The organism is Rhodoferax sp. WC2427 (assembly GCF_040822085.1).
GTDB lineage: Bacteria > Pseudomonadota > Gammaproteobacteria > Burkholderiales > Burkholderiaceae_C > Rhodoferax_B.
Genome location: NZ_CP162006.1, coordinates 998368 through 1019967 on the forward strand (window position 1 = coordinate 998368; position 21600 = coordinate 1019967).

General features: G+C 63.9%; 19 protein-coding genes. 8 read left to right on the forward strand and 11 right to left on the reverse strand.

Annotated features, from left to right (window positions below):
• The first annotated feature begins 154 nt into the window (after positions 1-154).
• Both AB3G31_RS04845 and AB3G31_RS04850 read left to right on the forward strand, forming a co-directional pair.
• Positions 155-1849 carry a PQQ-dependent methanol/ethanol family dehydrogenase gene (locus tag AB3G31_RS04845; RefSeq protein ID WP_367850293.1) on the forward strand — a complete coding sequence of 565 codons (1695 nt, stop codon included), beginning with the start codon at positions 155-157 and terminating at the stop codon, positions 1847-1849.
• A 72-nt stretch (positions 1850-1921) separates the two neighbouring features.
• On the forward strand, positions 1922-2254 hold the full coding sequence (locus AB3G31_RS04850; protein ID WP_367849069.1) for a c-type cytochrome: 333 nt from the start codon (positions 1922-1924) through the stop codon (positions 2252-2254).
• Positions 2255-2290: 36 nt separating this feature from the next.
• On the opposite strand, the gene AB3G31_RS04855 is transcribed toward AB3G31_RS04850, so the two are convergent.
• Positions 2291-4306: a sigma-54-dependent Fis family transcriptional regulator gene (locus AB3G31_RS04855; RefSeq protein WP_367849070.1), complete on the reverse strand. Its 2016-nt coding sequence runs from the start codon at positions 4304-4306 to the stop codon at positions 2291-2293.
• A 424-nt stretch (positions 4307-4730) separates the two neighbouring features.
• On the opposite strand from AB3G31_RS04855, the gene pedF reads away from it, so the two are divergent.
• From pedF to AB3G31_RS04875, 4 genes are all read left to right on the forward strand, one after another.
• Positions 4731-5138 (forward strand): cytochrome c-550 PedF, encoded by a 408-nt coding sequence (pedF, locus tag AB3G31_RS04860; protein ID WP_367850294.1) that lies wholly within the window; start codon positions 4731-4733, stop codon positions 5136-5138.
• Positions 5139-5184: 46 nt separating this feature from the next.
• Positions 5185-6072 carry a substrate-binding periplasmic protein gene (locus AB3G31_RS04865; RefSeq protein WP_367849071.1) on the forward strand — a complete coding sequence of 296 codons (888 nt, stop codon included), beginning with the start codon at positions 5185-5187 and terminating at the stop codon, positions 6070-6072.
• 99 nt (positions 6073-6171) lie between these two features.
• The gene (locus AB3G31_RS04870) at positions 6172-7143 is read left to right on the forward strand and encodes a beta-propeller fold lactonase family protein (RefSeq protein ID WP_367849072.1); all 972 of its coding nucleotides are present in this window, start codon (positions 6172-6174) and stop codon (positions 7141-7143) included.
• A gap of 155 nt (positions 7144-7298) precedes the next feature.
• The gene (locus tag AB3G31_RS04875; RefSeq protein ID WP_367849073.1) at positions 7299-8696 is read left to right on the forward strand and encodes an MBL fold metallo-hydrolase RNA specificity domain-containing protein; all 1398 of its coding nucleotides are present in this window, start codon (positions 7299-7301) and stop codon (positions 8694-8696) included.
• 26 nt (positions 8697-8722) lie between these two features.
• Here the strand turns inward: AB3G31_RS04875 and AB3G31_RS04880 are convergent, their stop codons facing one another.
• From AB3G31_RS04880 to AB3G31_RS04900, 5 genes are all read right to left on the reverse strand, one after another.
• A complete protein-coding gene (locus AB3G31_RS04880) occupies positions 8723-9109 on the reverse strand; it encodes a VOC family protein (RefSeq protein WP_367849074.1) in 387 nt (128 codons plus the stop codon).
• Positions 9110-9180: 71 nt separating this feature from the next.
• Positions 9181-9501: a thioredoxin family protein gene (locus AB3G31_RS04885; protein ID WP_367849075.1), complete on the reverse strand. Its 321-nt coding sequence runs from the start codon at positions 9499-9501 to the stop codon at positions 9181-9183.
• A gap of 230 nt (positions 9502-9731) precedes the next feature.
• On the reverse strand, positions 9732-10241 hold the full coding sequence (gene lspA, locus AB3G31_RS04890) for a signal peptidase II (protein WP_367849076.1): 510 nt from the start codon (positions 10239-10241) through the stop codon (positions 9732-9734).
• Complete coding sequence (gene ileS / locus AB3G31_RS04895; protein ID WP_367849077.1) at positions 10241-13063, reverse strand: isoleucine--tRNA ligase; 2823 nt, start codon at positions 13061-13063, stop codon at positions 10241-10243. The genes lspA and ileS overlap by 1 nt, the downstream gene beginning before the upstream one ends.
• A gap of 82 nt (positions 13064-13145) precedes the next feature.
• Positions 13146-14180 carry a bifunctional riboflavin kinase/FAD synthetase gene (locus AB3G31_RS04900; RefSeq protein WP_367849078.1) on the reverse strand — a complete coding sequence of 345 codons (1035 nt, stop codon included), beginning with the start codon at positions 14178-14180 and terminating at the stop codon, positions 13146-13148.
• A gap of 163 nt (positions 14181-14343) precedes the next feature.
• Here AB3G31_RS04900 and AB3G31_RS04905 point away from each other — a divergent pair, with 163 nt between their 5' ends.
• A complete protein-coding gene (locus tag AB3G31_RS04905) occupies positions 14344-14901 on the forward strand; it encodes an HNH endonuclease (RefSeq protein ID WP_367849079.1) in 558 nt (185 codons plus the stop codon).
• On the opposite strand, the gene AB3G31_RS04910 is transcribed toward AB3G31_RS04905, so the two are convergent.
• Positions 14893-15576, reverse strand: a complete 684-nt coding sequence (locus AB3G31_RS04910; protein ID WP_367849080.1) for a YceH family protein — start codon at positions 15574-15576, stop codon at positions 14893-14895. The two genes, AB3G31_RS04905 and AB3G31_RS04910, sit on opposite strands and share 9 nt — an antisense overlap.
• Here AB3G31_RS04910 and purN point away from each other — a divergent pair.
• The gene (purN, locus tag AB3G31_RS04915; RefSeq protein ID WP_367849081.1) at positions 15566-16159 is read left to right on the forward strand and encodes a phosphoribosylglycinamide formyltransferase; all 594 of its coding nucleotides are present in this window, start codon (positions 15566-15568) and stop codon (positions 16157-16159) included. The two genes, AB3G31_RS04910 and purN, sit on opposite strands and share 11 nt — an antisense overlap.
• A gap of 73 nt (positions 16160-16232) precedes the next feature.
• Here purN and AB3G31_RS04920 read toward each other — a convergent pair whose 3' ends face one another.
• The 4 genes from AB3G31_RS04920 to AB3G31_RS04935 all read right to left on the reverse strand — a co-directional run bounded on the left by AB3G31_RS04920 (position 16233) and on the right by AB3G31_RS04935 (position 21421).
• Positions 16233-16991 carry a tetratricopeptide repeat protein gene (locus tag AB3G31_RS04920; RefSeq protein WP_367849082.1) on the reverse strand — a complete coding sequence of 253 codons (759 nt, stop codon included), beginning with the start codon at positions 16989-16991 and terminating at the stop codon, positions 16233-16235.
• 120 nt (positions 16992-17111) lie between these two features.
• The gene (locus AB3G31_RS04925) at positions 17112-19430 is read right to left on the reverse strand and encodes a glycoside hydrolase family 3 N-terminal domain-containing protein (protein ID WP_367849083.1); all 2319 of its coding nucleotides are present in this window, start codon (positions 19428-19430) and stop codon (positions 17112-17114) included.
• 124 nt (positions 19431-19554) lie between these two features.
• Positions 19555-20586, reverse strand: coding sequence for a LacI family DNA-binding transcriptional regulator (locus AB3G31_RS04930; RefSeq protein ID WP_367849084.1), 1032 nt, complete (start codon positions 20584-20586; stop codon positions 19555-19557).
• A 121-nt stretch (positions 20587-20707) separates the two neighbouring features.
• Positions 20708-21421 carry an EF-hand domain-containing protein gene (locus AB3G31_RS04935; RefSeq protein WP_367849085.1) on the reverse strand — a complete coding sequence of 238 codons (714 nt, stop codon included), beginning with the start codon at positions 21419-21421 and terminating at the stop codon, positions 20708-20710.
• Between the last annotated feature and the right edge of the window lie 179 nt (positions 21422-21600).

A 21600-nucleotide genomic window follows, 5' to 3' on the forward strand; every position in this document is an offset into this window, starting at 1 on the left:
ACCACTGGCATACATATTGCGCAAATGCCATGCGGTTGATGGCTTTGCGGTCTGCAAAGCGGGAACCGATGTCACTGCCCCCACTGAGGCAGTGTTTCGCGCCAGCAAATAAACAGGAGACACGATTGTGAAAAGAAAACTTCTCGGCATACTCATGGCGGCGGCAGGCACGCAGCTGTCGGCACAGGTCACGGACGCGATGATTGCGGGCGACGCTACGCACCCGGAGTCCGTGCTGAGCTGGGGCATCGGCACCCAGGGCCAACGCTTCTCGCCCTTGACGACCATCAACACCGGCAACGTCAAGAACCTGGCACCCGTGTGGTCCATGTCCTTTGGGGGTGAGAAGCAACGTGGCCAGGAATCGCAGCCTCTGGTCTACAAGGGCAAGATGTTTGTCACGGCCTCGTACTCGCGCATTTTTGCGATCGACGTGAAGACCGGCGAGAAGCTGTGGAAGTACGAGCACCGTTTGCCCGAAGGCATCATGCCCTGCTGCGATGTGGTGAACCGCGGCGCTGCGCTGTTTGACAACCTGGTCATCTTCGGCACACTGGACGCGCAACTGGTGGCGCTGGACCAGAACACCGGCAAGGTGGTGTGGCGCGAAAAGATCGACGACTATTCTGCAGGCTATAGCTACACCGCCGCACCGCTGATTGCCGAAGGGCTGCTGTTGACTGGCGTGTCCGGTGGTGAGTTTGGTGTGGTGGGCCGCGTGGAAGCCCGCGACCCCAAGACCGGCAAGATCGTCTGGAGCCGCCCTACGGTCGAAGGCCATATGGGCACCTTGAACGGCAAGGACAACGGCATCACTGGCACCACCAATGCCTCCTGGCCCGGCGAGACCTGGAAGACGGGCGGCGCTGCCACCTGGCTGGGCGGCACCTACGACGCGAAGACGGGCCTGGCCTACTTCGGCACCGGCAACCCTGGCCCCTGGAATAGCCATGTGCGCAAGGGCGACAACCTGTATTCCGCGTCCACCGTGGCCATTGATGTGAAGACCGGCAAGATCGTCTGGCACTACCAGGGCACCCCTAACGATGCCTGGGATTTTGACGGCGTCAACGAGTTCGTCACCTTTGACATGGATGGCAAACGCGTGGGCGGCAAGGCCGACCGCAATGGCTTCTTCTATGTGATCGATGCGACCGCCGGGACACTGCTCAATGCCTTCCCCTTCGTGAAGAAGACCACCTGGGCCACCAGTATCGACCTGAAGACCGGCCGGCCCAATTTCGATCCCGCCAACCGCCCCGGGGACCCGTCGGCAGAAGGTGGCGATGGCAAGAAGGGTGCTTCGGTATTTGCAGCGCCGGGCTTCCTGGGCGGCAAGAACCAGATGCCCATGGCCTACAGCCCGAAAACCAAGCTGTTCTATGTACCCACCAACGAGTGGGGCATGGAGATCTGGAACGAGCCCATCAGCTACAAGAAGGGTGGCGCGTACCTGGGGGCTGGCTTCACGATCAAGCCATTATTTGAGGACCATATTGGCTCGTTGCGCGCCATCGATCCCAAGACCGGTACGGTGGCCTGGGAAGTGAAAAACAGCGCGCCGCTGTGGGGCGGTGTGTTGACGACGGCGGGTGACCTGGTGTTCTGGGGCACGCCCGAAGGCTACCTCAAGGCCGCCGATGCGCGGACCGGCAAGGTGCTGTGGCAGTTCCAGACCGGCTCGGGCGTGGTGGCTCCTCCGATCACCTGGAAAGACGGCAACGACCAGTACGTGAGCGTGGTGTCGGGCTGGGGCGGTGCCGTACCGCTGTGGGGCGGTGAAGTGGCCAAGAAGGTCAACTTCCTGGAACAAGGCGGTTCGGTCTGGACCTTCAAGCTACCCAAGTAACTCTGCCCAGCGGTTCTGGCCAGACCCCATGGGCCTGGCCAGAACCCGGTTTAACCTTGATTGAATTGTTGTATGAAAATCCTCGCAATCCCACTATTGATGGTCTGGGGCGCCGTCCAGGCGGCACAGCCTTTGAGCCAGGCGGATACCAAGTCGGCGATGGAGTTGGCCAAGAACAATGGCTGTTTCAGTTGCCACTCCACTGCGGAAAAAGTGGTTGGCCCGTCCTACTCGAGCGTGGCGGCCAAGTACAGTGACGACAAGGACGCGGTGGCATCGCTGGTGCAATCCATCCAATACGGCTCCAAGGGCAAGTGGGGCCGCATCCCCATGCCGCCGCATGCCTCGCTCGGCAAAGACGATCTCAATTTGCTGGCGCGCTGGATTCTCACGGTCGAGAAGTAAGCCCGGTCCGGCCATCCGGGGCCGGGCTGCGTCCCCTCAGTCCCAGATATCGTTTGGCAAGAGCGCCTTCTTGCGGTAAATCGTATTGCGGGAGACCCCCAGCAACTTGGCCGCAACCGAGACGTTGCCCCGGGTCGAACGCAGCGCCTGGGCCATGGCTTCCAGCGCAACACTTTCCAGGTTGTGGTTTTCCCGGGCGGGTGCCGGTGTGGGCACCGAGCCCGCCGGGGTTTCCACCCGGATCTCGACCGGCGCCGCCGCGGGGTCTGGCTGGCGGGATCCGGCGTAATTCAACCCGTCCAGAAACTCCTCGGGCAAGTGGCCCACCTGCAGTTCCTCTGAGTCCCCAGCCATCACCACCGCGGTGCGCAGCACGTTGAACAGCTGGCGGAAATTGCCCGGCCAGGGGTACTGGCGCAGGATGGACATCACTTCCTTGGAGATCCCCATGGGCACCTGGGCCTGGCTCACGCTGGCCAGAATCTTGCGCGCCACCACCTCCAGGTCCTGCCGTTCGCGCAGGGCTGGCAGGCGCACCACCAGTCCGTTGAGCCGGTAGTACAGGTCTTCGCGGAACTCACCGCGGGCGATCATTTCCTTCAGGTTCTTGTTGGTGGCGCAGATCACTGCGACATCGACCTCGACTTCCTTGCCTGCGCCCAGGGGGCTGACTTTGCGCTCTTGCAGCACCCGCAGCAGCCGGGCCTGGAGATGCTTGGGCATGTCGCCAATTTCGTCCAGGAACAAGGTGCCTTCATGGGCAAATTGCACCTTGCCGATAGCGCCTTTGCGCTTGGCGCCGGTAAACGCACCTTCTTCGTAGCCAAACAGTTCAGATTCGATCAGGGTCTCAGGGATCGAGGCGCAGTTGACTGAGACAAAGTTGTGCTGGGCCCGGGGCGAGTCGTTGTGGATGGCCTGGGCCAGCAGGTCCTTGCCGGTGCCGGTTTCGCCCAGAATCATGATCGGGATGTCACGCCCCCGCACCAGTTGCAGCTTTTCGATCACCGCCGCAATCTGCGTATCGCCCGTGTCCAGGTAGCGCAGGCTGGACAGTGAAGCCTTTTGCTGCGCCCGCATGTCGCTATTGGAAGCCTTGCCGTCCCCCTTGGACTGGGCGTCTGGCCGAACGATGTCGGCACCCGAGAAATTGACGGTTTCGAACGCCCGTGGTGTCTTGTGTTCTGCGCGGCAGCAAATGGTGACACCGTTGTGCAGGCACAGCGAAATCACGTTGCCTTTGGCGGTGCGGACGCGGTCGTGGAATTGCGAGGTGGAGATGCGAAACAGCGAGTAGAAAGTATGTGCCGCCAGCGCCCCGCTGGACATGCCGAACTGGAACTGCGCGCTGCGGTTGGCGGTGATGAAGCGCCCGTCCGGATCGAACACCGCAATGCCCTCCATCAGCGTGCCCAGGAACTCGGCGCGGGTATGGAAGCGCACCATGATCTCGGTGTGGAACACATCCGCGAACATGTGGTTCTCGATCATCTGCGCGGACATGCGCGCCAAGGCCATCGTGTGCTGGTGGTAGCTGCGGTGGTCGCCGGTCACGTCGAGTGCGCCAATGACTTTGCCGTACGGATCGAATATCGGTGTGCAGGAACAGGTCAGGAAGCGGTTGGCCTGCAGAAAGTGCTGGCTGCCGTGGACCACGATCGGTTTTTCCTCGGCCAGTGCGGTGCCAATCGCGTTGGTGCCCTTGCCTTTTTCAGACCAGTCGACGCCCGGCTGCAAGGCGACCTGGGAGGCCTTTTCCAGGAAGTCCGCGTCGCCCAGCGAATGCAGAATCATGCCGCTGCGCGCCGTCAGCAGCACCATGCTGTGGGTGTTGGCGATTTGCTCGTACAGCGTTTCCATGACCGGTGCCGCGTGCTGGTAGAGAAAGCGGTTCTCTTCCAGCGCCTGGTTCATCAGGCCGCGTGCAGCCCGGGAAAGGTCTGGGCGGTCGTTTTCTTCCAGCCCGTATTCCTTGGAGCGCTGTCGGGATGAGTCGATCAGCGCGGAAAACGGCGTGCTCTCCAGCTGGGGGCTGCTTGCGGATGTGCTCACCGCAGAAAAACTATTTTCAATCATGTTGTCTCCGGGTGGCTCTATGGGCCAATTCCAGTTGTCGTTCTCGGGGCAATCTGTGTTGCGTATAACCGGGACCCGGGAATCGGCGCGGCCTCTTGGGGTGGTGTCAGCCATGTATTTTGCTCCGTTTCGTTACAGCGGTCATAGCAACGCAAGATGCTCGCCAGGCACGGCACACCACGGTGCTGCAAATTGGCACAGATGCGCCACGCAGGGCGCCGGGATGGGGCCCAAACCGGCCGTGGCGCCTCGCTTGGCACTGGCGCGGTATTTGCTGACTGCTACACCATCGTCAACACAATACCGAGGCAAACAGCGTATGAAATCCTTCCTGCAACGCGGTCGAACATTTTTGGCCACCGGCCTGGTCCTGTGCCTGTCACTGGGCAGTGTGCCGGCCATGGCACACGGAGACGTGGTGCCGCAATCCGTCGATACCCACACCCTGCCCCAGCTGGGCAGCGAATGGCGGGAAAGCAATCCGTATTCGACTGGCGACGGCCACAAAGAGGCGCTGCGCATCGGCACCTCTGCCTACAACCAGAACTGCGCGCGGTGCCATGGGCTGGAGGCCATCTCGGGGGGCATCTCTCCGGATCTGCGCAAGCTGGACGCAGACTGCATGGGGCTGGCGGACGCCACGAAAAAGCAGGCCTGTTTCAAAGAAATGGACGACTACTTCCTCTCCACCGTACGCCGTGGCCGTGCGCGTGACGGGCGGGTGTACATGCCGCCGTTCGAGGGCATCCTGACCCAAGAGGCCATCTGGTCCATCAAGACCTACCTGGAAACCCGCCGCGAGCCCTGAAGCCTGCGCGACCTCACCCCACCCATAACGACAACCGGAGACACTCTTGAAAAATCTGCCCACGCTGGCATCTGCCAGCCTGCTGTCGCGTAGAAAAATGCTGGGTGCCTTGCCCCTGCTGCTGAGTGCAGCTCCCCAGGCCTGGTCGCAGGAGCCCACGGCGATGGAGAAAATCAAGGCCCGCGGAACCCTCACCGTCGCGCTGTACAAAGACAACGCGCCGTACTCCGACGGGGCCGCCTCGGGCATGTCCGGGCTGGACGTCGGTCTGGCCCAGGCCCTGGCCCGGCAGCTGCAGCTCAACGCCGCGCTGCTGCCGTTCGACTCGGGCGAAAACATGAACGACGACCTGCGCAACATGGTCTGGCGTGGCCACTACCTGGGCTACGGCCCGGCCGATGTCATGCTGCACGTGCCGGTCGACAAATACTTCATGGCCGAGAACCGCCAGGCCTTTATTTTTGGCCCCTACACCCGCGAACACCTGGTGGTGCTGCACAACCCCCGGCGGCTGGCCCAGGTCTACAACCCCGAGGACCTGGCGGAGCAGAAGATCGCCGTGGAGCAAGGCAGCGGAGCCGCCAGCGCCCTGATGGGCTACAAGGGCGGTTTGCTGCGCGGGCATACCTCCCTCTACAAAACCGGTCTGGACGCGGCCCAGGCGGTGTTGGCGCAGCAATCGGATGTGGCCTTTGTGACGCTAGCGCAGGCCGAGGCCGCCATATTTGCCGCCAAGCTGGACCGGAAGGACTGGGCTTTTTCCAAGCTGGTGCTGCCCGGCATCCCCCCCAATGGCTGGCCGCTGGGCATGGCCGTCAAGGCCGGGAACAAAGAGCTGGCCACCGCGCTGGACGATGCGCTGGATGCGCTGCGCAAAGAGGGCACGCTGCTGGCGCTGTTCCAGTCGCGCGGCCTGACCCTGGCGGCGCCCTGAACCGCGGCCGTGCCACTGTTGCAGCCTGGAGCACACTGCACCGGCGCTGGTCGGGGTGCGCCAAAAAGTGACAGCCAAGAACGACCGAGGGATGACCGCATGAAAACGCTTTTGAAAACCGGCTGGTCCCTGTGCCTGGCCGCGTGCCTGTCCAGCCTGAGCCTGCAGGCCGCCGCCGATATTTTTGTCAGCAGCGAAAAAGACAACCAGATCCTGCACATGGACCCGGAGGGCAAGCCCATCCGCACCATCCGCACCTGCCTGCGGCCCCGGCACATGGCCTGGGCGCAAGGCGGGCTGCTGATCATGGTGGCCTGCGGCGACAGCAACCAGATCGGCGTGGTCGATGTGCAGGCGGGCAAGCTGATCGACACCATCCCCAGTGGCGACAGCCCGGAGATATTCTCCCTGTCGCCCGACGGAAAGACCGCCTACGTGTCCATCGAAGAAGAGAACCAGATGGCGGCCTACGACCTGGCCAGCAAGAAGCAGTTGTTTGCCGTCAAGACCGGTACCGAGCCCGAGGGCGTGCTGGCATCCGCAGACGGCAAGTTTGTCTACGTCACTTCGGAGGGCGCCAACACCGTCTACGCCGTCGACGTGGCCACGCGCAAGCTCGCCGGGCAGGTGAAGGTGGGCATGCGGCCCCGTCGCTTTGCGCTCACCCCCGATGGCAGCGAGCTGTGGGTTACCAACGAGCTGGGTGCCAGCGTCAGCATCATCGACACGCGCGCCATGAAGGTGAAGCAGACCTTGGCTTTCCAGCTCCCGGGCATGCGCGCCGCCGACATCACGCCGGTCGGCATGCTGATGACGGCCGACGGCAAAACCGTGTGGGTGGCGCTCGGGCGGGCCAACCATGTGGCCGAGGTGGACGTGGCCACCCGCACCGTGCGCCGGGTAGTGCTGGTGGGCAAACGGGCCTGGGGTGTGGCCTTGAACAAGGACGGTTCACGCCTGTTTGTCGCCAATGGCATGTCGGACGACATGACCATCATCAACACCGAGAACGGCAAGGCGCTGAAGACGGTGCCGGTCGGGCGCGTGCCGCACACCATTCTGGCGAACTGACGGTTTCTCAGGCTTGGGGTTTTAAGCAAAAACCCCTGCTTGTGCTTATTCCATCAGCGTGAGTAGCTACTTTTTCGATAGCGTCAGATTGTTGACCAAGGTCAATTCCGCTACGCCGGGTGGGTCCATACTGGGGGCCACTCTAGGGGACGCGCATGAAGCTGACATTCATCGGTGCCGCGCAGGAAGTCACTGGCTCGTGCTTTCTGGTCGAGACCGGCACGCTGCGGTTTCTGGTCGATTGCGGGATGTTCCAGGGCGGTAGCGAAGCCCGGGCACGCAACCTCCAGGCCTGGACATTCGACCCGCGGCAGGTCGACTTCGTGCTGCTCACCCATGCCCACATCGACCACAGCGGCCTGTTGCCTCGGCTGTGCGCGCTGGGTTTTCGGGGCTCGATCATCACCACCCACGCCACCGCGGATCTGCTGGCGGTGATGCTGCTCGACAGCGCGCACATCCAGGAAACCGATTGGGCCCGGGCCCAGCGCAAAAACCACCGGCAGCGCAAGCGGGCCGGCGCACCCGCGCCGCTGTACACGGTGGCGCAGGCGCAGGCCTGTCTGGAGCAGCTGAGCGGCGTGGCCTACGACGAAGATGTCCGGCCCGATCCGGGCCTGCGGTGCCGCTTTCGCGATGCGGGCCACATCCTGGGCTCGGCGAGTCTGGAGCTGTGGGTGACCGAAGGCAAAAAGACCACCAAGCTGGTCTTCTCTGGCGACCTGGGGCAACCGGGTCGGCCCATCGTGCGCGACCCCACCACCATCACCCATGCCGATGTCCTGCTGGTCGAATCCACCTACGGCGACCGCCTGCACCGGTCGCTCAAGGACACCGTGGACGAACTCGTCGAGGTGATTGGCACAACCACCCAGCGCAAAGGCAACACCATCATTCCCGCCTTTGCCCTGGGGCGGACCCAGGAGGTAATCTGGCTGCTGGCCGACCTGTGCCGACAAGGCCGCCTGCCGCGGCTGACCGTATTTGTCGATTCCCCCATGGCCACCAAAGCCACCGACATCACCTGGCGGCACAAGGCATTGCTGGACGCGGAAACCCAGGCCTACCTGCTGCCCCAAGACACCTTGTCCCAATGGATCGACCTGCACTTCACCCAAACCGTGGAAGAGTCGGTGGCGCTGAACGCCATCCAGTCTGGGGCCATCATCATCTCGGCCAGCGGCATGTGCGACGCGGGCCGTATCAAACACCACCTGAGCCACAACCTCGGGCGGCCCGAATGCGCCATTGTCATCATCGGCTTCCAGGCCGCGGGCACGCTGGGCCGCAAACTGGTGGACGGCGTCAAGCGGGTGCGCATCTTTGGTGAAGAGCACGTGGTGCGGGCGCACATCCACACCATCGGCGGGCTGTCGGCCCACGCCGACCAGGCCGCGCTGCTGGGCTGGCTGCAGGGGTTTACGCACGCACCCCGGCGTACTTTTGTGGTCCATGGCGAGGCGCAAACGGCCCGTGGATTTGCCGACCGGATCGCCCAGACGCGGGGCTGGAAGGTCGAGGTGCCTGCGCCCGGCACGCAGGTAGACCTGTGAGCCGGGGAGGGGCCTCAGAACGCCTGCTACGGCTGGCGCGCGTAGCTGACCGTCAGGATCTCCCACTGGTGCCCGTCGGGCTGGTTCCAGTAGACATTGCGGCCCCCAAACTGGTGGTTGACCTGCATGTCCATGCTGCCCCGCACCGTGCTGCGGTAGGGCAGGCCCTGGGCCTGGATGCGCGCCAGGATGGCGTCGAAATCGGCCTCGGTGACGCGGAAGCAAAAGTGGTAGACCGGAAATGCGTCGTCGGTGTCGATGAAGTCCAGCGTCAGCCCGTCGTTAAGGTAAACCGGCGCAAACGGCCCCATGCCGCTGGGGGCCCAGGGCACGTCCAGTAGCTCCGCCAGCATGCGCGCCGCGGCGACCTTGTCGCGGCTGGGAACAATGGTGTGGTCGAGCTGGATGGACATGGTTTTCCTCCTGTCCCCAAAATATAAGCAAAACAGGCCGCCCGCGCTACTCCGATAGGCGTGAGTAGCTATTATTTAGATAGCAACTGCAGCACCTCGGTAATTGGCTGCGCCTGCATGGGCCGCACCAGCCGCGCCACTTCGTGCCCGTCTTGCAAAAACACCAGGGTCGGCCACAGCTTCACGCCGAAGGCGCGGCCCAGCGGGCGGCCCCGGCCGTCGGCGATCTTCAGGTGCTGCACCTCGGGCTGCCCCGCCAGCGCCTGTTCAATGGCCGGGCGCGCCGCCGCGCAAATGCCGCAATAGTCGTCGCCAAACTCCAGCACCAGCGGGCCGGGGGTGGTGTCGATGGTGGCGCGGGCGGGGGCTTCTTGCTGGTAGGGCTGGGGCATGGGGATTCCTTGCGGGGAAGTGTGTTCTGCACAGTGTTCCAGAACGCCCGCAATGGTGCCACGCCTGCCGCCCATACCCATTGCAACAGGTTGCTTCTATTTTGATAGTAAAAAATAGGAGCTGCCTACGCTGATTCGGCAAGCGCAAGAAGGCCTTTTTATACCTGAAAAATGGCCTGAAAGTCTGAAATTTCCGCCATGGCCTGCCCGCTGCGGCCCTGGCGACCGGTTTACTTGCCGCGCTTGACCCGCAGCAGCTCGTCCAGAATCAGGCAGATGGCCCCGATGGTGATGCCTGCGTCGGCCACATTGAAGGCCGCAAAGTGCATGCCGCGCCAGTGGAAGTCCAGAAAGTCCACCACGTAGCCGTGCAGCAGGCGGTCCACCACGTTGCCGATGGCGCCGCCCAGAATGCAGGCCATGGCGAACGAAAACAGCTTTTGCCCGGCATGCGAGCGCAGCATGTACACGATGAACAGCGCCGCCACCACACCCAGGCCGGTGAAGAACCAGCGCTGCCAGCCGCCCGCACCGGCCAGGAACGAGAACGCCGCGCCGGTGTTGTGGGCCCGCACGATGTTGAAGAAGCTGGTGACCGTGGTGCTGTCGCCCAGCTGGTAGTAGCCCATGATCAGCACTTTGGTGAACTGGTCGGCCATGAAAATGATCAGCGCCAGGCCCAGCCAGGGAAGCATGCTGGCACCGGACTTGCCAAAAGTGGATTTGCTGCGGGTCGCCATTATGCAAACACCCGGGTTTCACCAGCGCCATACAGGTTGCTGCTGCAACGGCCACACAGGGTGGGGTGGGCCGCGTCCACGCCCACGTCGGGCGTGTAGTGCCAGCAGCGTTCGCATTTGGTGTCTAAACTGGCCTTTGCGCTGATGGCTACAGCGGGAGTAGCTACCAAAGTAATAGCGGAGGTGATGAACACAAACTTCAGGTCCGCGCCCAGGCTGGACAGCAAGGCGAAGTCGTCGGCGGGCACCGCCAGGTCGACATTGGCCTGCAGCGATGCACCCACCTTGCCGTCGGCGCGCAGCACTTCGATGTCCTTGTTCACCGCGTCGCGGATCTCGCGGATGCGGCTCCACTTGGCCAGCAGGGCGGCGTCCGGCGCGGGCAGCTCGGCATAGGTTTCCAGAAAGATGGAGTCGCTGCTGCCAAAGATCTTCCACGCCTCTTCGGCCGTGAAGCTCAGGAACGGGGCCATCCAGCGCAGCATGGCGTGGGTGATCTGCCAGAGCGCGGTTTGGGCACTGCGGCGGGCCAGGGACTTCGGTGCGGTGGTGTAGAGGCGGTCTTTGAGCACGTCTAGGTAGAAGGCGCCCAGGTCTTCGCTGCAGTACACCTGCAGCTTGGCCACCACGGGGTGGAACTCGTACACCTCGTAGTGGGCCAGGATGTCGGCCTGCAGCTGGGCCGCGCGGCCCAGGGCGTAGCGGTCGATTTCCAGCAGCTGGTCGAACGGCACTGCGTCGGTGGCAGGGTTGAAGTCGCTGACATTGGCCATCAGGAACTTCAGCGTGTTGCGCACCCGGCGGTACGTGTCCACCACGCGGGCCAAGATCTTCGCGTCGATGGCCAGATCGCCCGAGTAGTCGGTGGAGGCGCACCACAGGCGGATGATTTCCGCGCCCATCTTGTCGCTGACCTCTTGCGGGGCCACCACGTTGCCTTCGCTCTTGCTCATCTTGCGGCCGCGCCCGTCGACGGTGAAGCCGTGGGTCAGCAGGCCCTTGTAGGGCGCGTGGTCGTACATGGCGCAGGAGGTGAGCAGCGAGCTGTGGAACCAGCCGCGGTGCTGGTCGTGGCCTTCCAGGTACAGGTCGGCGGGCCACTGCGATTGCTCTTTGTGGCTGGCGCGCAGCACGTGCTCGTGGGTGGTGCCGGAGTCGAACCACACGTCCAGGATGTCGTTGACCTTGCTGTAGTTTGGCGCATCGTCGCCAATCAGTGACTCGGCCGTGGCCTTGCTCCAGGCTTCCACGCCACCGGCCTGTACCATGTTGGCGGCCAGGTCCATCAGCTCCATGGTGCGCGGGTGCAGCTCGCCCGTGGCGGTGTGGATGAAGAAGGGCAGGGGCACGCCCCAGTTGCGCTGGCGGCTGATGCACCAGTCGGGCCGGCCCGCGATCATGTCGCGCAGCCGGGTTTTGCCGTTTTCGGGGTAGAAGCTGGTTTCTTCGATGGCGGCCAGGGCCAGCTTGCGCAGGGTTTGCGGGGCCTTGTCCACGGTGAACACGCCCTCACCCTCGTCCATGCGGATAAACCACTGGGCGGCGGCCCGGTAGATCACCGGGGTTTTGTGGCGCCAGCAGTGCGGGTAGCTGTGGGTGATGGTCTCGGTGGCAAACAGGCGGTCGTGCTCACGCAGCTTGTCGATCACCAGCGGCGCGGCCTTCCAGATGTTCAGCCCGCCAAACAGCGGCAAATCGTCTACGTAGCGGCCATTGCCTTGCACGGGGTTGAGGATGTCGTCCGTCTTGATGCCATTGGCCACGCAGGAGTTGAAATCTTCTACGCCGTAGGCGGGCGAGGAGTGGACGATGCCGGTGCCGTCGTCGGCGGTGGCGTAGTCGGCCAGGAACACGGGGCTCAGGCGCTGGTAGCCCGGGTCTACGTCATACAGCGGGTGCTTGAAATTGATCAGCGCGAGTTTTTCGCCCAGGGCGGTGGCCAGCACGGTGCCGTTCAGCGCGTAGCGGGCGGTGGCTTTCTCGACCAAATCTTCGGCCAGCAGCAGGATGCCGCGCTCGGTTTGCACCAGGGCGTAGGTCAGGGCCGGGTTCAGGTTCAGCGCCTGGTTGGCGGGGATGGTCCAGGCGGTGGTGGTCCAGATCACGGCGAAGGCGGGCTGGGGCAGCGATGCCAGGCCAAAGGCGGCGGCGAGCTTTTCGGGCTCGGCGCATTCAAAGGCCACGTCCAGGGTTTGCGACTTCTTGTCGGCGTATTCGATCTCGAACTCGGCCAGCGAGCTGCCGCAGTCGAAGCACCAGTACACGGGCTTCAAGCCCCGGTACACAAAGCCGCGTTCCATGATGCGTTTCAGTGCGCGGATTTCGTTGGCCTCGTTGGCGTAGTCCATGGTGCGGTAGGGGTTGTCCCACTCGCCCAGCACGCCCAGGCGCTTGAAGTCGGTCATCTGGCCCGCGATCTGCTCGGCGGCAAAGGCGCGGCTCTTGGCCTGCACTTCGTCGCGGCTCAGGTTGCGGCCATGCAGCTTTTCGATGGCGTTTTCGATTGGCAGACCGTGGCAGTCCCAGCCGGGCACGTAGGTCGCGTCCATGCCCTTGAGCTGGCGGGCCTTGACGATCATGTCCTTCAGGATCTTGTTGACGGCGTGGCCGATGTGGATGTTGCCGTTGGCGTAGGGCGGGCCGTCGTGCAGCACAAACTTGGGTGCGCCCAGGCGGGCATCGCGCAGGCGCTTGTACAAGCCCTTGTCTTCCCATTCCTTGACCCAGCCCGGCTCGCGCTTGGGCAGGTCGCCGCGCATGGGGAAGGGGGTGTCAGGCAGGTTCAGGGTGCTGCGGTAGTCGGGGGCGGTGGATTCAGTCATGGGATTTTCGATTGGCACGTTGGGAGGGCAGCCGGCCGACGCGGGCTGCAGGATCTGAGGGCCGCAGGGGCCTTGAGATCGTCTAAATTCGGTCGCGCGTTGTCTGGCGGCTGGTTTCTGCGTGCAGGGCGAAGTACGCGCGTGCGTCGTCGCAGTCTTTGGCGATGCCGATTTGCAGGGCATCCAGACCGTCGTATTTCAATTCGTCATGCAGTTTGTGCAGCAGTTCCACGCGGATGATTTTACCGTAGGCCCCCTCAGGCCCCAGGGTGGCGGGCCAGTCCAGGCAATGGGTTTCCAGCAGCACGCGGCCACCGTTGATGTCGTTCGGGTCCAGCGAGGGGCGGATACCCAGGTTGGCCACGCCCACCAGCGCGGTTTCGCCCAGGCCATGCACCTTGACGGCAAAGATGCCGCTGGCCGCAGGCTTCCAGTGGGCAAAGCGCAAATTCAGGGTGCGAAAGCCGTCCTGGCGGCCCGGCGCCGACTCGCCCAGTTGCCGCCCCAGCTTGCGCCCGTGCACCACGTGGCCGCTGATGCTGAACGGGCGGCCCAGCAGGCGGGCCACGTCCTCCATGCGGCCGGCCTGCAAGGCGGTGCGCACGGCAGAGCTGGACACGCGGGTGCCGTGCACCTCGTAGCTGTTCATGCGGGCCACGTCAAAGCCCCGGGTCTCGCCCGCCGCGTCCAGCATGGCGTAGTCGCCCGCGCGCTTGGCGCCGAAGCAGAAGTCGTCGCCCACCAGTACGTAGCGCACGCCCATGCCGCGCACCAGCACGTCGTCGATGAAGGCCTGGGGCGATTGGGCGGCAAATGCGGCGTCGAAGGGCAGCACCACGGTCTGGTCCACGCCGCAGCGGTGCAGCTCGGTGAGCTTGTCGCGCAAGGTGGCAATGCGCGCCGGGGCCCCATCGGGCTGGCCGTGGGCCTGGGCAAAGTAGTCGCGCGGGTGCGGCTCGAAGGTCATCACCGAGCTGGGCACGCCGCGGTGGCGGGCTTCGTTGATCAGCAGCGCCAGCATGGCCTGGTGGCCGCGGTGCACCCCGTCAAAGTTGCCGATGGTGAGCGCACAGTGGGGCGCAATGCCAGGGTGTTGGAAGCCACGGAAAACCTGCATGGAAGGGTATCTTTTTGATAGCGGATTGCGCCCGTCGAATAAGCGCTGTCACTCAATAACGCATGGAACAAGGTATATTGTGACTTAGTAGACAGGTACAAGGCAGCAAAGCCTTGGGTGCATTTCCGGTAAGTGGTCGTTCATTTGATCCAGGAGGCGTGTTTTGAAGGTCTTGAAGCTCTCAGCCCAAGGGTTGCCCCAGTCGTGGATTTCGCTGGAGCAGGCCGTTGTGTACTACGCTGCCGAAGAGGTGCGCTGGGAGATGGGCGCGCAGGTGGCGGTGTTCCATGGCGGGCACAACGCCATCACGGGCGAGCAGTCCATCATCACGGTCAACAGCATCATCGGCACCCGTGGCGTGCCCAATATCAACCCGTTCGACCTGCGCCCCAGCCTCACCAACACCAAGCTGTTCGTGCGCGACCGCAACGTCTGCGCCTACTGTGGCAACCATTTTGCGGAGACCGAGCTGACCCGCGAGCACATCAAGCCGCTGGGCCAGAAGGGGGCCGACACCTGGATGAACGTGGTTACCGCCTGCCGCGCCTGCAACCACCGCAAAAGCAACCGCACGCCCGAGCAGGCCCACATGCCGCTGCTGTACACGCCCTATGTGCCCAGCCTGTGGGAAGACTTTATCCTGCGCAACCGCCGCATCCTGGCCGACCAGATGGACTTTCTGATCGCCCATGTGCCCAAGTCGTCGCGGCTGTTAATTTAGCCCCAGCTCGGAGCACAGCTTCTGCACCGTGGCCCGTAACTGGGCCACTTCTTCTTCCAAAACCTCAATCCGCGCTTCCAGCCGGGTGCTGTTGCCGCCCTCGGGGGCCTTGGTGCCCATGGCGTTGGCATCTACCGGGCCGCACAGCAGGTGCGCCCAGCGCTGCTCGCGCTCGCCCGCGCTGCGGGGCAGCTTGACCACCAGCGGGCCGCCTTTTTCCGCGCTGCGCTCCAGCATCTCGTCCAAAAAGCCTTCCACCGAGGAAATATCGGCAAATTTGTACCAGCGCTCGGTGTTCAGCCGCAGCTCGCCCGCGGTTTGCGGGCCGCGCAGCATCAGCAGGCCGAGGATGACGGCGGATTGCTCGGGCACGCCCACGCCGCGCTGGAAGTTGTGCTCGAAGCGGGTGACCCGGCTGCCGCTGGATTCGCGCACCAGGGCCAGGTCTTTCAGGTTGCCCAGGGCTTCGGCGACTTCGGCCTCGGCCAGGTTCATCGTGGGTTCGCGGCTGGTTTTCTGGTTGCAGCCGCTGAGCAGGGCCACCATGGACAGGGGGTAGCTGTCGGGCACGGTGCGGGCTTTTTCCATCAGGGTGGCTACGACGCGGGCTTCGGTGGGGGTCAGGAGGAGGGGGGTGGTGGGCACTGGGATAATTCCGGTCAATATGAAGAACATTGTTATTTTGATCTCTGGCGGCGGCTCCAACATGGCGGCCATCGTGCGCACCTCGATCCGCGACGACTGGGCGCGGCGGATAGGCGCCAAAGTGGTGGCGGTGGTGAGCAACAAGGCCAGCGCCGGGGGGCTGGAGCTGGCCCGTGCGCAGGGCCTGGCCACCGAGGTGGTGGAGCACAAGGCGTTTGCCGGTGCGCCCGATCCGCGTGCGGCCTTCGACGCCCAGCTGGCGCAGGTGATTGACCGCCATGAACCCGCGCTGCTGGTGCTGGCGGGCTTCATGCGCATTTTGACGCCGGGTTTTGTGGAGCGCTACGCGGGGCGCATGGTCAACATCCACCCCTCGCTGTTACCGGCGTTTGCGGGTTTGAACACCTACCAGCGGGCGCTGGACGCGGGCTGTTGCTTCGCCGGGGCCACCGTGCACCAGGTGACCGCCGAGCTGGACCACGGCCCCATCCTGGGCCAGGCCGTGGTGCCGGTGCTGCCGGGCGACACCGCTGCGGTGCTGGCCGCGCGGGTGCTGACCCAGGAGCACCTGCTGTATCCGCGGGTGATTGCGGATTTACTACAAAAAATGTAGCTTCTCACGCTCTTGGAATAAGTGCTGGAGCCTGTTTTTATATAAATAACGGGTGGGTCGCAAGGGCCGGTGGTTAAAGGCTTGCGGCGCTTGCAGTGGCGCTGGCAAAGCCGGTCCCGGGTTTCCATTTCCGCGCCAGGGCCTTCCCGGCCCCAAGGTCCTTGGCGGACATGCCTGCCTCCAGGGTTTTTTGTTCGGCAGCGGCGGCCGAATCGCCCTTGTCCGCCGACGCCGCATACAGCGCGTAGGCAAAAACCGGGTTTTTGGCGGCCCCATCTTTGCCCTTGGCATAGTCGGCAGCCAGGGCGTTCAGTGCTTCGACGTGGCGTTGGTCGGCCGCCTTGCGCAGCCATTTTTTTGATTCGACCGGATTTTTATGGAGGCCGAAGGCCTCGCCGTACATCAGGCTCAGGTTGAACTGCGCCGTTGCATTGCCCTGCTGGGCGGCCTTGCGCGTCCATTCCAGGGCCAGATCGCTGTTTTGGGACACGCCTTCGCCCACCAGGCACAGGTAGCCCAAAGCCCCCTGCGCTTCGGCCAAGCCCTGTTGCGCGGCCATGTGGAACCATTTGGCGGCCTCTTTTTTGTCGGGCGGCAGGCCTTGGCCCAGATTGAAAATCTTCCCTAGCCGGTACTGGGCTTGGGCGTTGCCCTTCTCCGCCAGCGGCGTCAGCTCTTTCAGGGCCGTGCTGTATTCGGCCTTGTCATAGGCGGCCAAGCCTTCCTGCAGTCCGGCATGGGCGGTGAAAGGCAGGGCGGTCAGCGCAGCCAGGAGCAGTGCGGCGGTCCAACGGGTGGCGCAGTGGGTCATATCGAAAGTCGGTGTTGTCATCGTGCGAGCCCTTGGAATGCAGGGCGGTACCGCTCTGCGTGGGGATGGCTATTTAAAAGGAAGAGCCGTCGTGCAGACGACTCTTCCGTCATGCGCACCGGGGTGCGCCGAACCTGCGGCTTAGTAGGTCAGGCCGTAGCCGAACTTGTAGAGCGCGCCGTCGGTGGTTTCATCGAAGCCGGGCAGGTCGGATTTTTGATCCTGTACCGCTTTCAGGGTTTTGGGCAGCGCGAACGGCAGCTTGCCTTGCGGCTTGAACTTGCCGGACAGCACATCCAGCATGGCCAGGTCGGTCACGCCAAAGGTCGCGGCAATGGCGCCCGCGTCCTTCATGCCGCTGGCATCGTCCATCACATACGGCGCGCGGAAGTACACGCTCAAAACCACTTTCTTCGGATCGCCGATTTCCGCCATGATGGCCTTGATGTCGGCCAAGGTGGGGTACATCGTGCGCGATTTGGCGGTTGCCATGCCGGAGAAGCTGATGTCGCCAATTTCCCAAGGCAGGGCGCCACCGAAGCCCAGGCCGGTATCCGAGCACGTCGCGTTGACGGCCGGGAACATGCGGCAGGGGTCCTCGGCCCCCCAGGTCTTGCCGGTCAGTGGGTTCAGGAACAGCGGGTTGTCGCCGGTGGCCAGGTCCTTGCTCTGGTAGGCCGAGCTGGCGTCCTTGACCAGCACGCGGATGACCGCCACGTCGGTGCCCGCAGGCACGCTGGGACGGGTCTGGCTCTTGCTTGCATCGTAGTTGCCGTCCGTCACGCTGTAGCCGTAGCTTTCCACGTTGGCCTTACTGAAGCCGATGGTGTAGACCTTGGCGCCTGCTTTCAGCGGCAAGGCTTTGCTGCCGTTGGCCAGGGTGTCGTTCTTGAGCAGGACGACCGACTTCTTCTGGAGCTCCAGGCCCTTGGCGCGGTTGGCATCGGTGCCGATGGCGGCGTTGGCGTTGCCCGCGTCGACGTACGGGTTCTCGAACAGGCCTAGCTGGAACTGCTCCTTGAGCAGGCGTTTGGCCGCTTCGTTGACGCGGTCCTTGGTGATCAGGCCCTGGTCGAGCAGGTCCTTGATGGTCTTGTTCGTGAAGAAGCCCGAGAGGGTGTCGGTACCGCCGTTGATCGCCGCGGCCACCCGTTCGGGCACCGTTTTGTCTTCCAGGCCCCAGGCGCGGTCGTTGATGATGCCGGTGTCGGAGTTGACATAGCCCTTGAAGCCCAGCTTGCCGCGCAGCAGGTCGGTCACGATCGACTTGGAGAACGCAAACCCGGTGAGCGGATAGGTGACACCGTCGACGGTCAGCGGAATCGGGTTCTTGTTGGCGTCGCGCCCGCTCATCGGCACGCCGTAGTACGGCATGATCGACGACACCCCTGCGCCAATCGCGGCGACAAAGGGCTTCATGTGGTAAGCGAAGTTGTCGCTGTACTGCTGGTATTTGCCGAACGAATAGTGCGGGTCCATGCCCAGTTCCTGCGGTCCACCGCCTGGAAAGTGCTTCATCGTCAGGGCGACCTTGGTGGTGGCACTGACCGAGGTGCCGTCCTTGAGCGTGGTGCCTTGCAGGCCCTCGACCAGCGACTTCATGATGTTGGCGTTGAGGTCGGCGTCCTCGGTAAACACCTCGTGCGCACGGTACCAGCGCGGTTCGGTCAGTAGGTCGGCCATGTAGCCGTACATGGCGCGCAGCCCGACCGCGTTGTATTCCGACCCCATGGTGTCGGTGAAGGTCTTGATCACGGACATATCACCGGTGGTGGCCTTGCCTTCCTTCAGGAACTGCTCGCCCAGCGCGGCGGCGGCCAGGCCCGCTTCTTTGGGGAACTGGCTGAAGGCACCGGCACCGGCGCCAATGCCCTGGCGCGGATCGGTTTCGACATGGTTGCGGGCGTTGTCCTTGAAGACCAGCGGAATGCCCAGGCGGGTGCCCTCGGCCATTTCCTGTACCGCGTTGGTGTAGGCGGCCAACTGCTGTGGGGTGACGGTATAGCCGCCGCGGCCCGGTACCACGCTGCCATCGCAGGCGTCGGCCTTGCTCGCTGCGGTCGAGCGCAGGATGAAACGGGTCATCTTCTGGGTATTGATGTAGTCAATTGCCGTTGGCGTGACGGTACCGCCGCAGCCCGCGTTGTTGTCGTTGATCATCATCATGCCGACCTTTTCCGTGTCGCTCATTTGCGCGACCAGGTCGTTGATGCGGTCATCGACCGGCAGTCGCCAATCTTCGTAGGCATCGAGTTTGCCGTTGCCGTTCAGGTCCTTGAACTGCTTGCCGTCCACCGTGAGGATGGCCTTGGCGCGGGCGCCCAGTGTCGGTTGCTTGAGGGCCGGGGTGCTGTCACCGTCGCTGCCGCCGCAGGCGGCCAGCAGGATGGCGCTTGCCAGCAGGCTCGCACCGAGTGCGACCGGTTTACGGGAAAAGTGGGGGGGCGGGCGATGGGTCATCGATGTCTCCTTGGGTGGATTGCAGCAGGAATGCTCAATTGGTATCGTTAACATTTCATATTGTTAACGTTACCAAATTGGAAGTCAATCCAATCGACTCGGTGAAATCCCTATGTTGGAGGGGCTAAACGCTGGCGCGTTCGATGATGCGAAAGCCGATGTCCACCATGCGCTGGGGCACGGGGCGGCCCTCGACGCGGTCAACAATGCAGCGTGCGGCTTCGGTGCCGATGCGCGTGCCGTCGATGCGCACGGTGGTCAGGGCGGGGTGCAGGTCTTGCGCAAAGGCCAGGTCGCCAAAGCCCACCACCGCCAGCTGTCCGGGTACGGCCATGCCCAGGGCCTGGGTCTCGGTCAGCACGCCTAACGCCAGCAGGTCGGAGCTGCAAAACACCGCGTCAAAGTGGCTGCCGCGCGCCAGCAAGGCCTGCAGGCCGCTGCGCCCACTGCCCAGGGTGGTGGGGGCGGGCACCACATGCACCAGCGGCTCGGGCAGCCCCAAGCTGAGGGCGGTGGCCACAAAGGCCTGGCTGCGGCGCCGGGCGCGTTCGTCGTCGCCGCCGATGACGGCCAGGCGCTGATAGCCACGGCTGTGCAGGTAGCGGCACACCGCATCGGCCACTGCGCTGTGCGAAAAGCCGACCAGCATGTCGATCGGCTCGGGGGTCAGGTCCCAGGTTTCCACCACCGGAATGCCCGAGGCCTGCAGCCGGCGGCGCGCATCGGCCGAGTGCACCACGCCGGTGAGCACGATGCCGTCGGGCCGGCGGCCAATGATGGCCCCCAGCAGTTCGTCTTCCAGCGGGTCGGCATAGCCGGTTTGCCCCAGCATCAGTTGGTAGCCCTGCAGCCGCAGTGCGGCGGTGAGGGCTTGCACGGTTTCGTTGAAAACCGGGCTGACCAGAGTTGGCACCAGGGCGGCCACCAGGCGGCTTTTGTTGGACCGCAGACCGCCCGCCAGCAGGTTGGGCACGTAGCCCGTGCTGGCAATGGCGGCGCGCACTTTGGCCAGCGTGGCAGGCGGCAGCCGGTCCGGGGTGTTGATGGCGCGAGACACGGTCATGGCCGACAAACCGGCCAGCCGCGCCACATCGTTCACGGTGATGCTGGTGGCGCGGCGCTTGCGTTCGGGGGCGGGCGGTGGAGGAGGGGGCATCGCGGTCATTGCGATGGATGGTAGCTGCAACCGCGCCGCCCAGGCCCGCCCACGCAGGATTCTGATTTACTCCTGAAAATATAGCTGCTTACGCTGATGGAATGGGCGATACAGGCCTATTTCATGCTGAAACGTTGATGGTGGAGCCGGTGGCTGGTTGGCTTTGCCCGGCAGCAATTTCGGCATATTGCTTGAGCACCTGCTGCGCCAACTGGTTGATATCGATGCGGTCGCTGCCATTGGCGCTGGTGGAGGACGCCTTTTGCAGCGTCTCCACCGCGGTGCTGACCTGCTGGGCAAAGGTATCGGCCTCGGTGGTGCTGAGCTTGCCGTCCTTGTCGGTATCGATGGCCTTGAGCAGGGCCTGCAAGGTGTCGGTGGTACTGGCCGTGCCGTTGGCGGCACCCGCGGCGGCTTCGGCGGCCGAGACGATGCCGTCCTGGTTGGTGTCCAGCGGGTCGTAGGTGGTGCTGTCGCTGCTGCTGGCGGCTTCGGCAGGCGGGGCGCCACCGGGCGGTGGGCCGCCTGCGCCGCGCGTTTGCGAAAACTCTACGGTGCTGGGCAGGGGAACGATGCTGGAAATGCCGCTTTTCAGCTCGTCTGCATCCAGGCTTCCGTTGCGGTCGGTGTCGAGCTCGGTTACCAGGTCGGCGGCGGTGCGGGTGTTGGTGACACCGGTGCGCTCGGACACCTTGTCCATCAGCGTCTGCAGTTCGGTGCTGTCCACGCCGCCGCTACCGTCGGTGTCGGTCTTGGCAAACAGTTTGGCTTTGCGCTCGGCGGCCTGCGCGGCCCAGGCGTTGCCGCTGTTGCTGATGCTACTGATGGATGCCATGGAAGTCCTTGAAGTCGTTCGCCTGATTCTTGTGCCCGCCTGTAAAGCGGGCTTGTCTGGTTTGTATCGGCGTTGGTACAAAGGCCGGTGTGAGCGCCGGAAAAGAGGGGTGAAGCACAGCCAGTTCTGCGCTTAAGGGGGCTTTGGCCTGCCTACACTTTTCGGCGAAATGAGCAACT

Excerpts from the sequence above, each read along its gene's own strand:
- AB3G31_RS04845 (WP_367850293.1), top strand. The coding sequence starts at position 155 with ATGGCGGCGGCAGGCACGCAGCTGTCGGCACAGGTCACGGACGCGATG.
- AB3G31_RS04850 (WP_367849069.1), top strand. The coding sequence starts at position 1,922 with ATGAAAATCCTCGCAATCCCACTATTGATGGTCTGGGGCGCCGTCCAG.
- pedF (WP_367850294.1), top strand. The coding sequence starts at position 4,731 with ATGGCACACGGAGACGTGGTGCCGCAATCCGTCGATACCCACACCCTG.
- AB3G31_RS04870 (WP_367849072.1), top strand. The coding sequence starts at position 6,172 with ATGAAAACGCTTTTGAAAACCGGCTGGTCCCTGTGCCTGGCCGCGTGC.
- AB3G31_RS04875 (WP_367849073.1), top strand. The coding sequence starts at position 7,299 with ATGAAGCTGACATTCATCGGTGCCGCGCAGGAAGTCACTGGCTCGTGC.
- AB3G31_RS04880 (WP_367849074.1), bottom strand. The coding sequence starts at position 9,109 with ATGTCCATCCAGCTCGACCACACCATTGTTCCCAGCCGCGACAAGGTC.
- AB3G31_RS04885 (WP_367849075.1), bottom strand. The coding sequence starts at position 9,501 with ATGCCCCAGCCCTACCAGCAAGAAGCCCCCGCCCGCGCCACCATCGAC.
- lspA (WP_367849076.1), bottom strand. The coding sequence starts at position 10,241 with ATGGCGACCCGCAGCAAATCCACTTTTGGCAAGTCCGGTGCCAGCATG.
- ileS (WP_367849077.1), bottom strand. The coding sequence starts at position 13,063 with ATGACTGAATCCACCGCCCCCGACTACCGCAGCACCCTGAACCTGCCT.
- AB3G31_RS04900 (WP_367849078.1), bottom strand. The coding sequence starts at position 14,180 with ATGCAGGTTTTCCGTGGCTTCCAACACCCTGGCATTGCGCCCCACTGT.
- purN (WP_367849081.1), top strand. The coding sequence starts at position 15,566 with ATGAAGAACATTGTTATTTTGATCTCTGGCGGCGGCTCCAACATGGCG.
- AB3G31_RS04910 (WP_367849080.1), bottom strand. The coding sequence starts at position 15,576 with ATGTTCTTCATATTGACCGGAATTATCCCAGTGCCCACCACCCCCCTC.
- AB3G31_RS04920 (WP_367849082.1), bottom strand. The coding sequence starts at position 16,991 with ATGACAACACCGACTTTCGATATGACCCACTGCGCCACCCGTTGGACC.
- AB3G31_RS04925 (WP_367849083.1), bottom strand. The coding sequence starts at position 19,430 with ATGACCCATCGCCCGCCCCCCCACTTTTCCCGTAAACCGGTCGCACTC.
- AB3G31_RS04930 (WP_367849084.1), bottom strand. The coding sequence starts at position 20,586 with ATGCCCCCTCCTCCACCGCCCGCCCCCGAACGCAAGCGCCGCGCCACC.
- AB3G31_RS04935 (WP_367849085.1), bottom strand. The coding sequence starts at position 21,421 with ATGGCATCCATCAGTAGCATCAGCAACAGCGGCAACGCCTGGGCCGCG.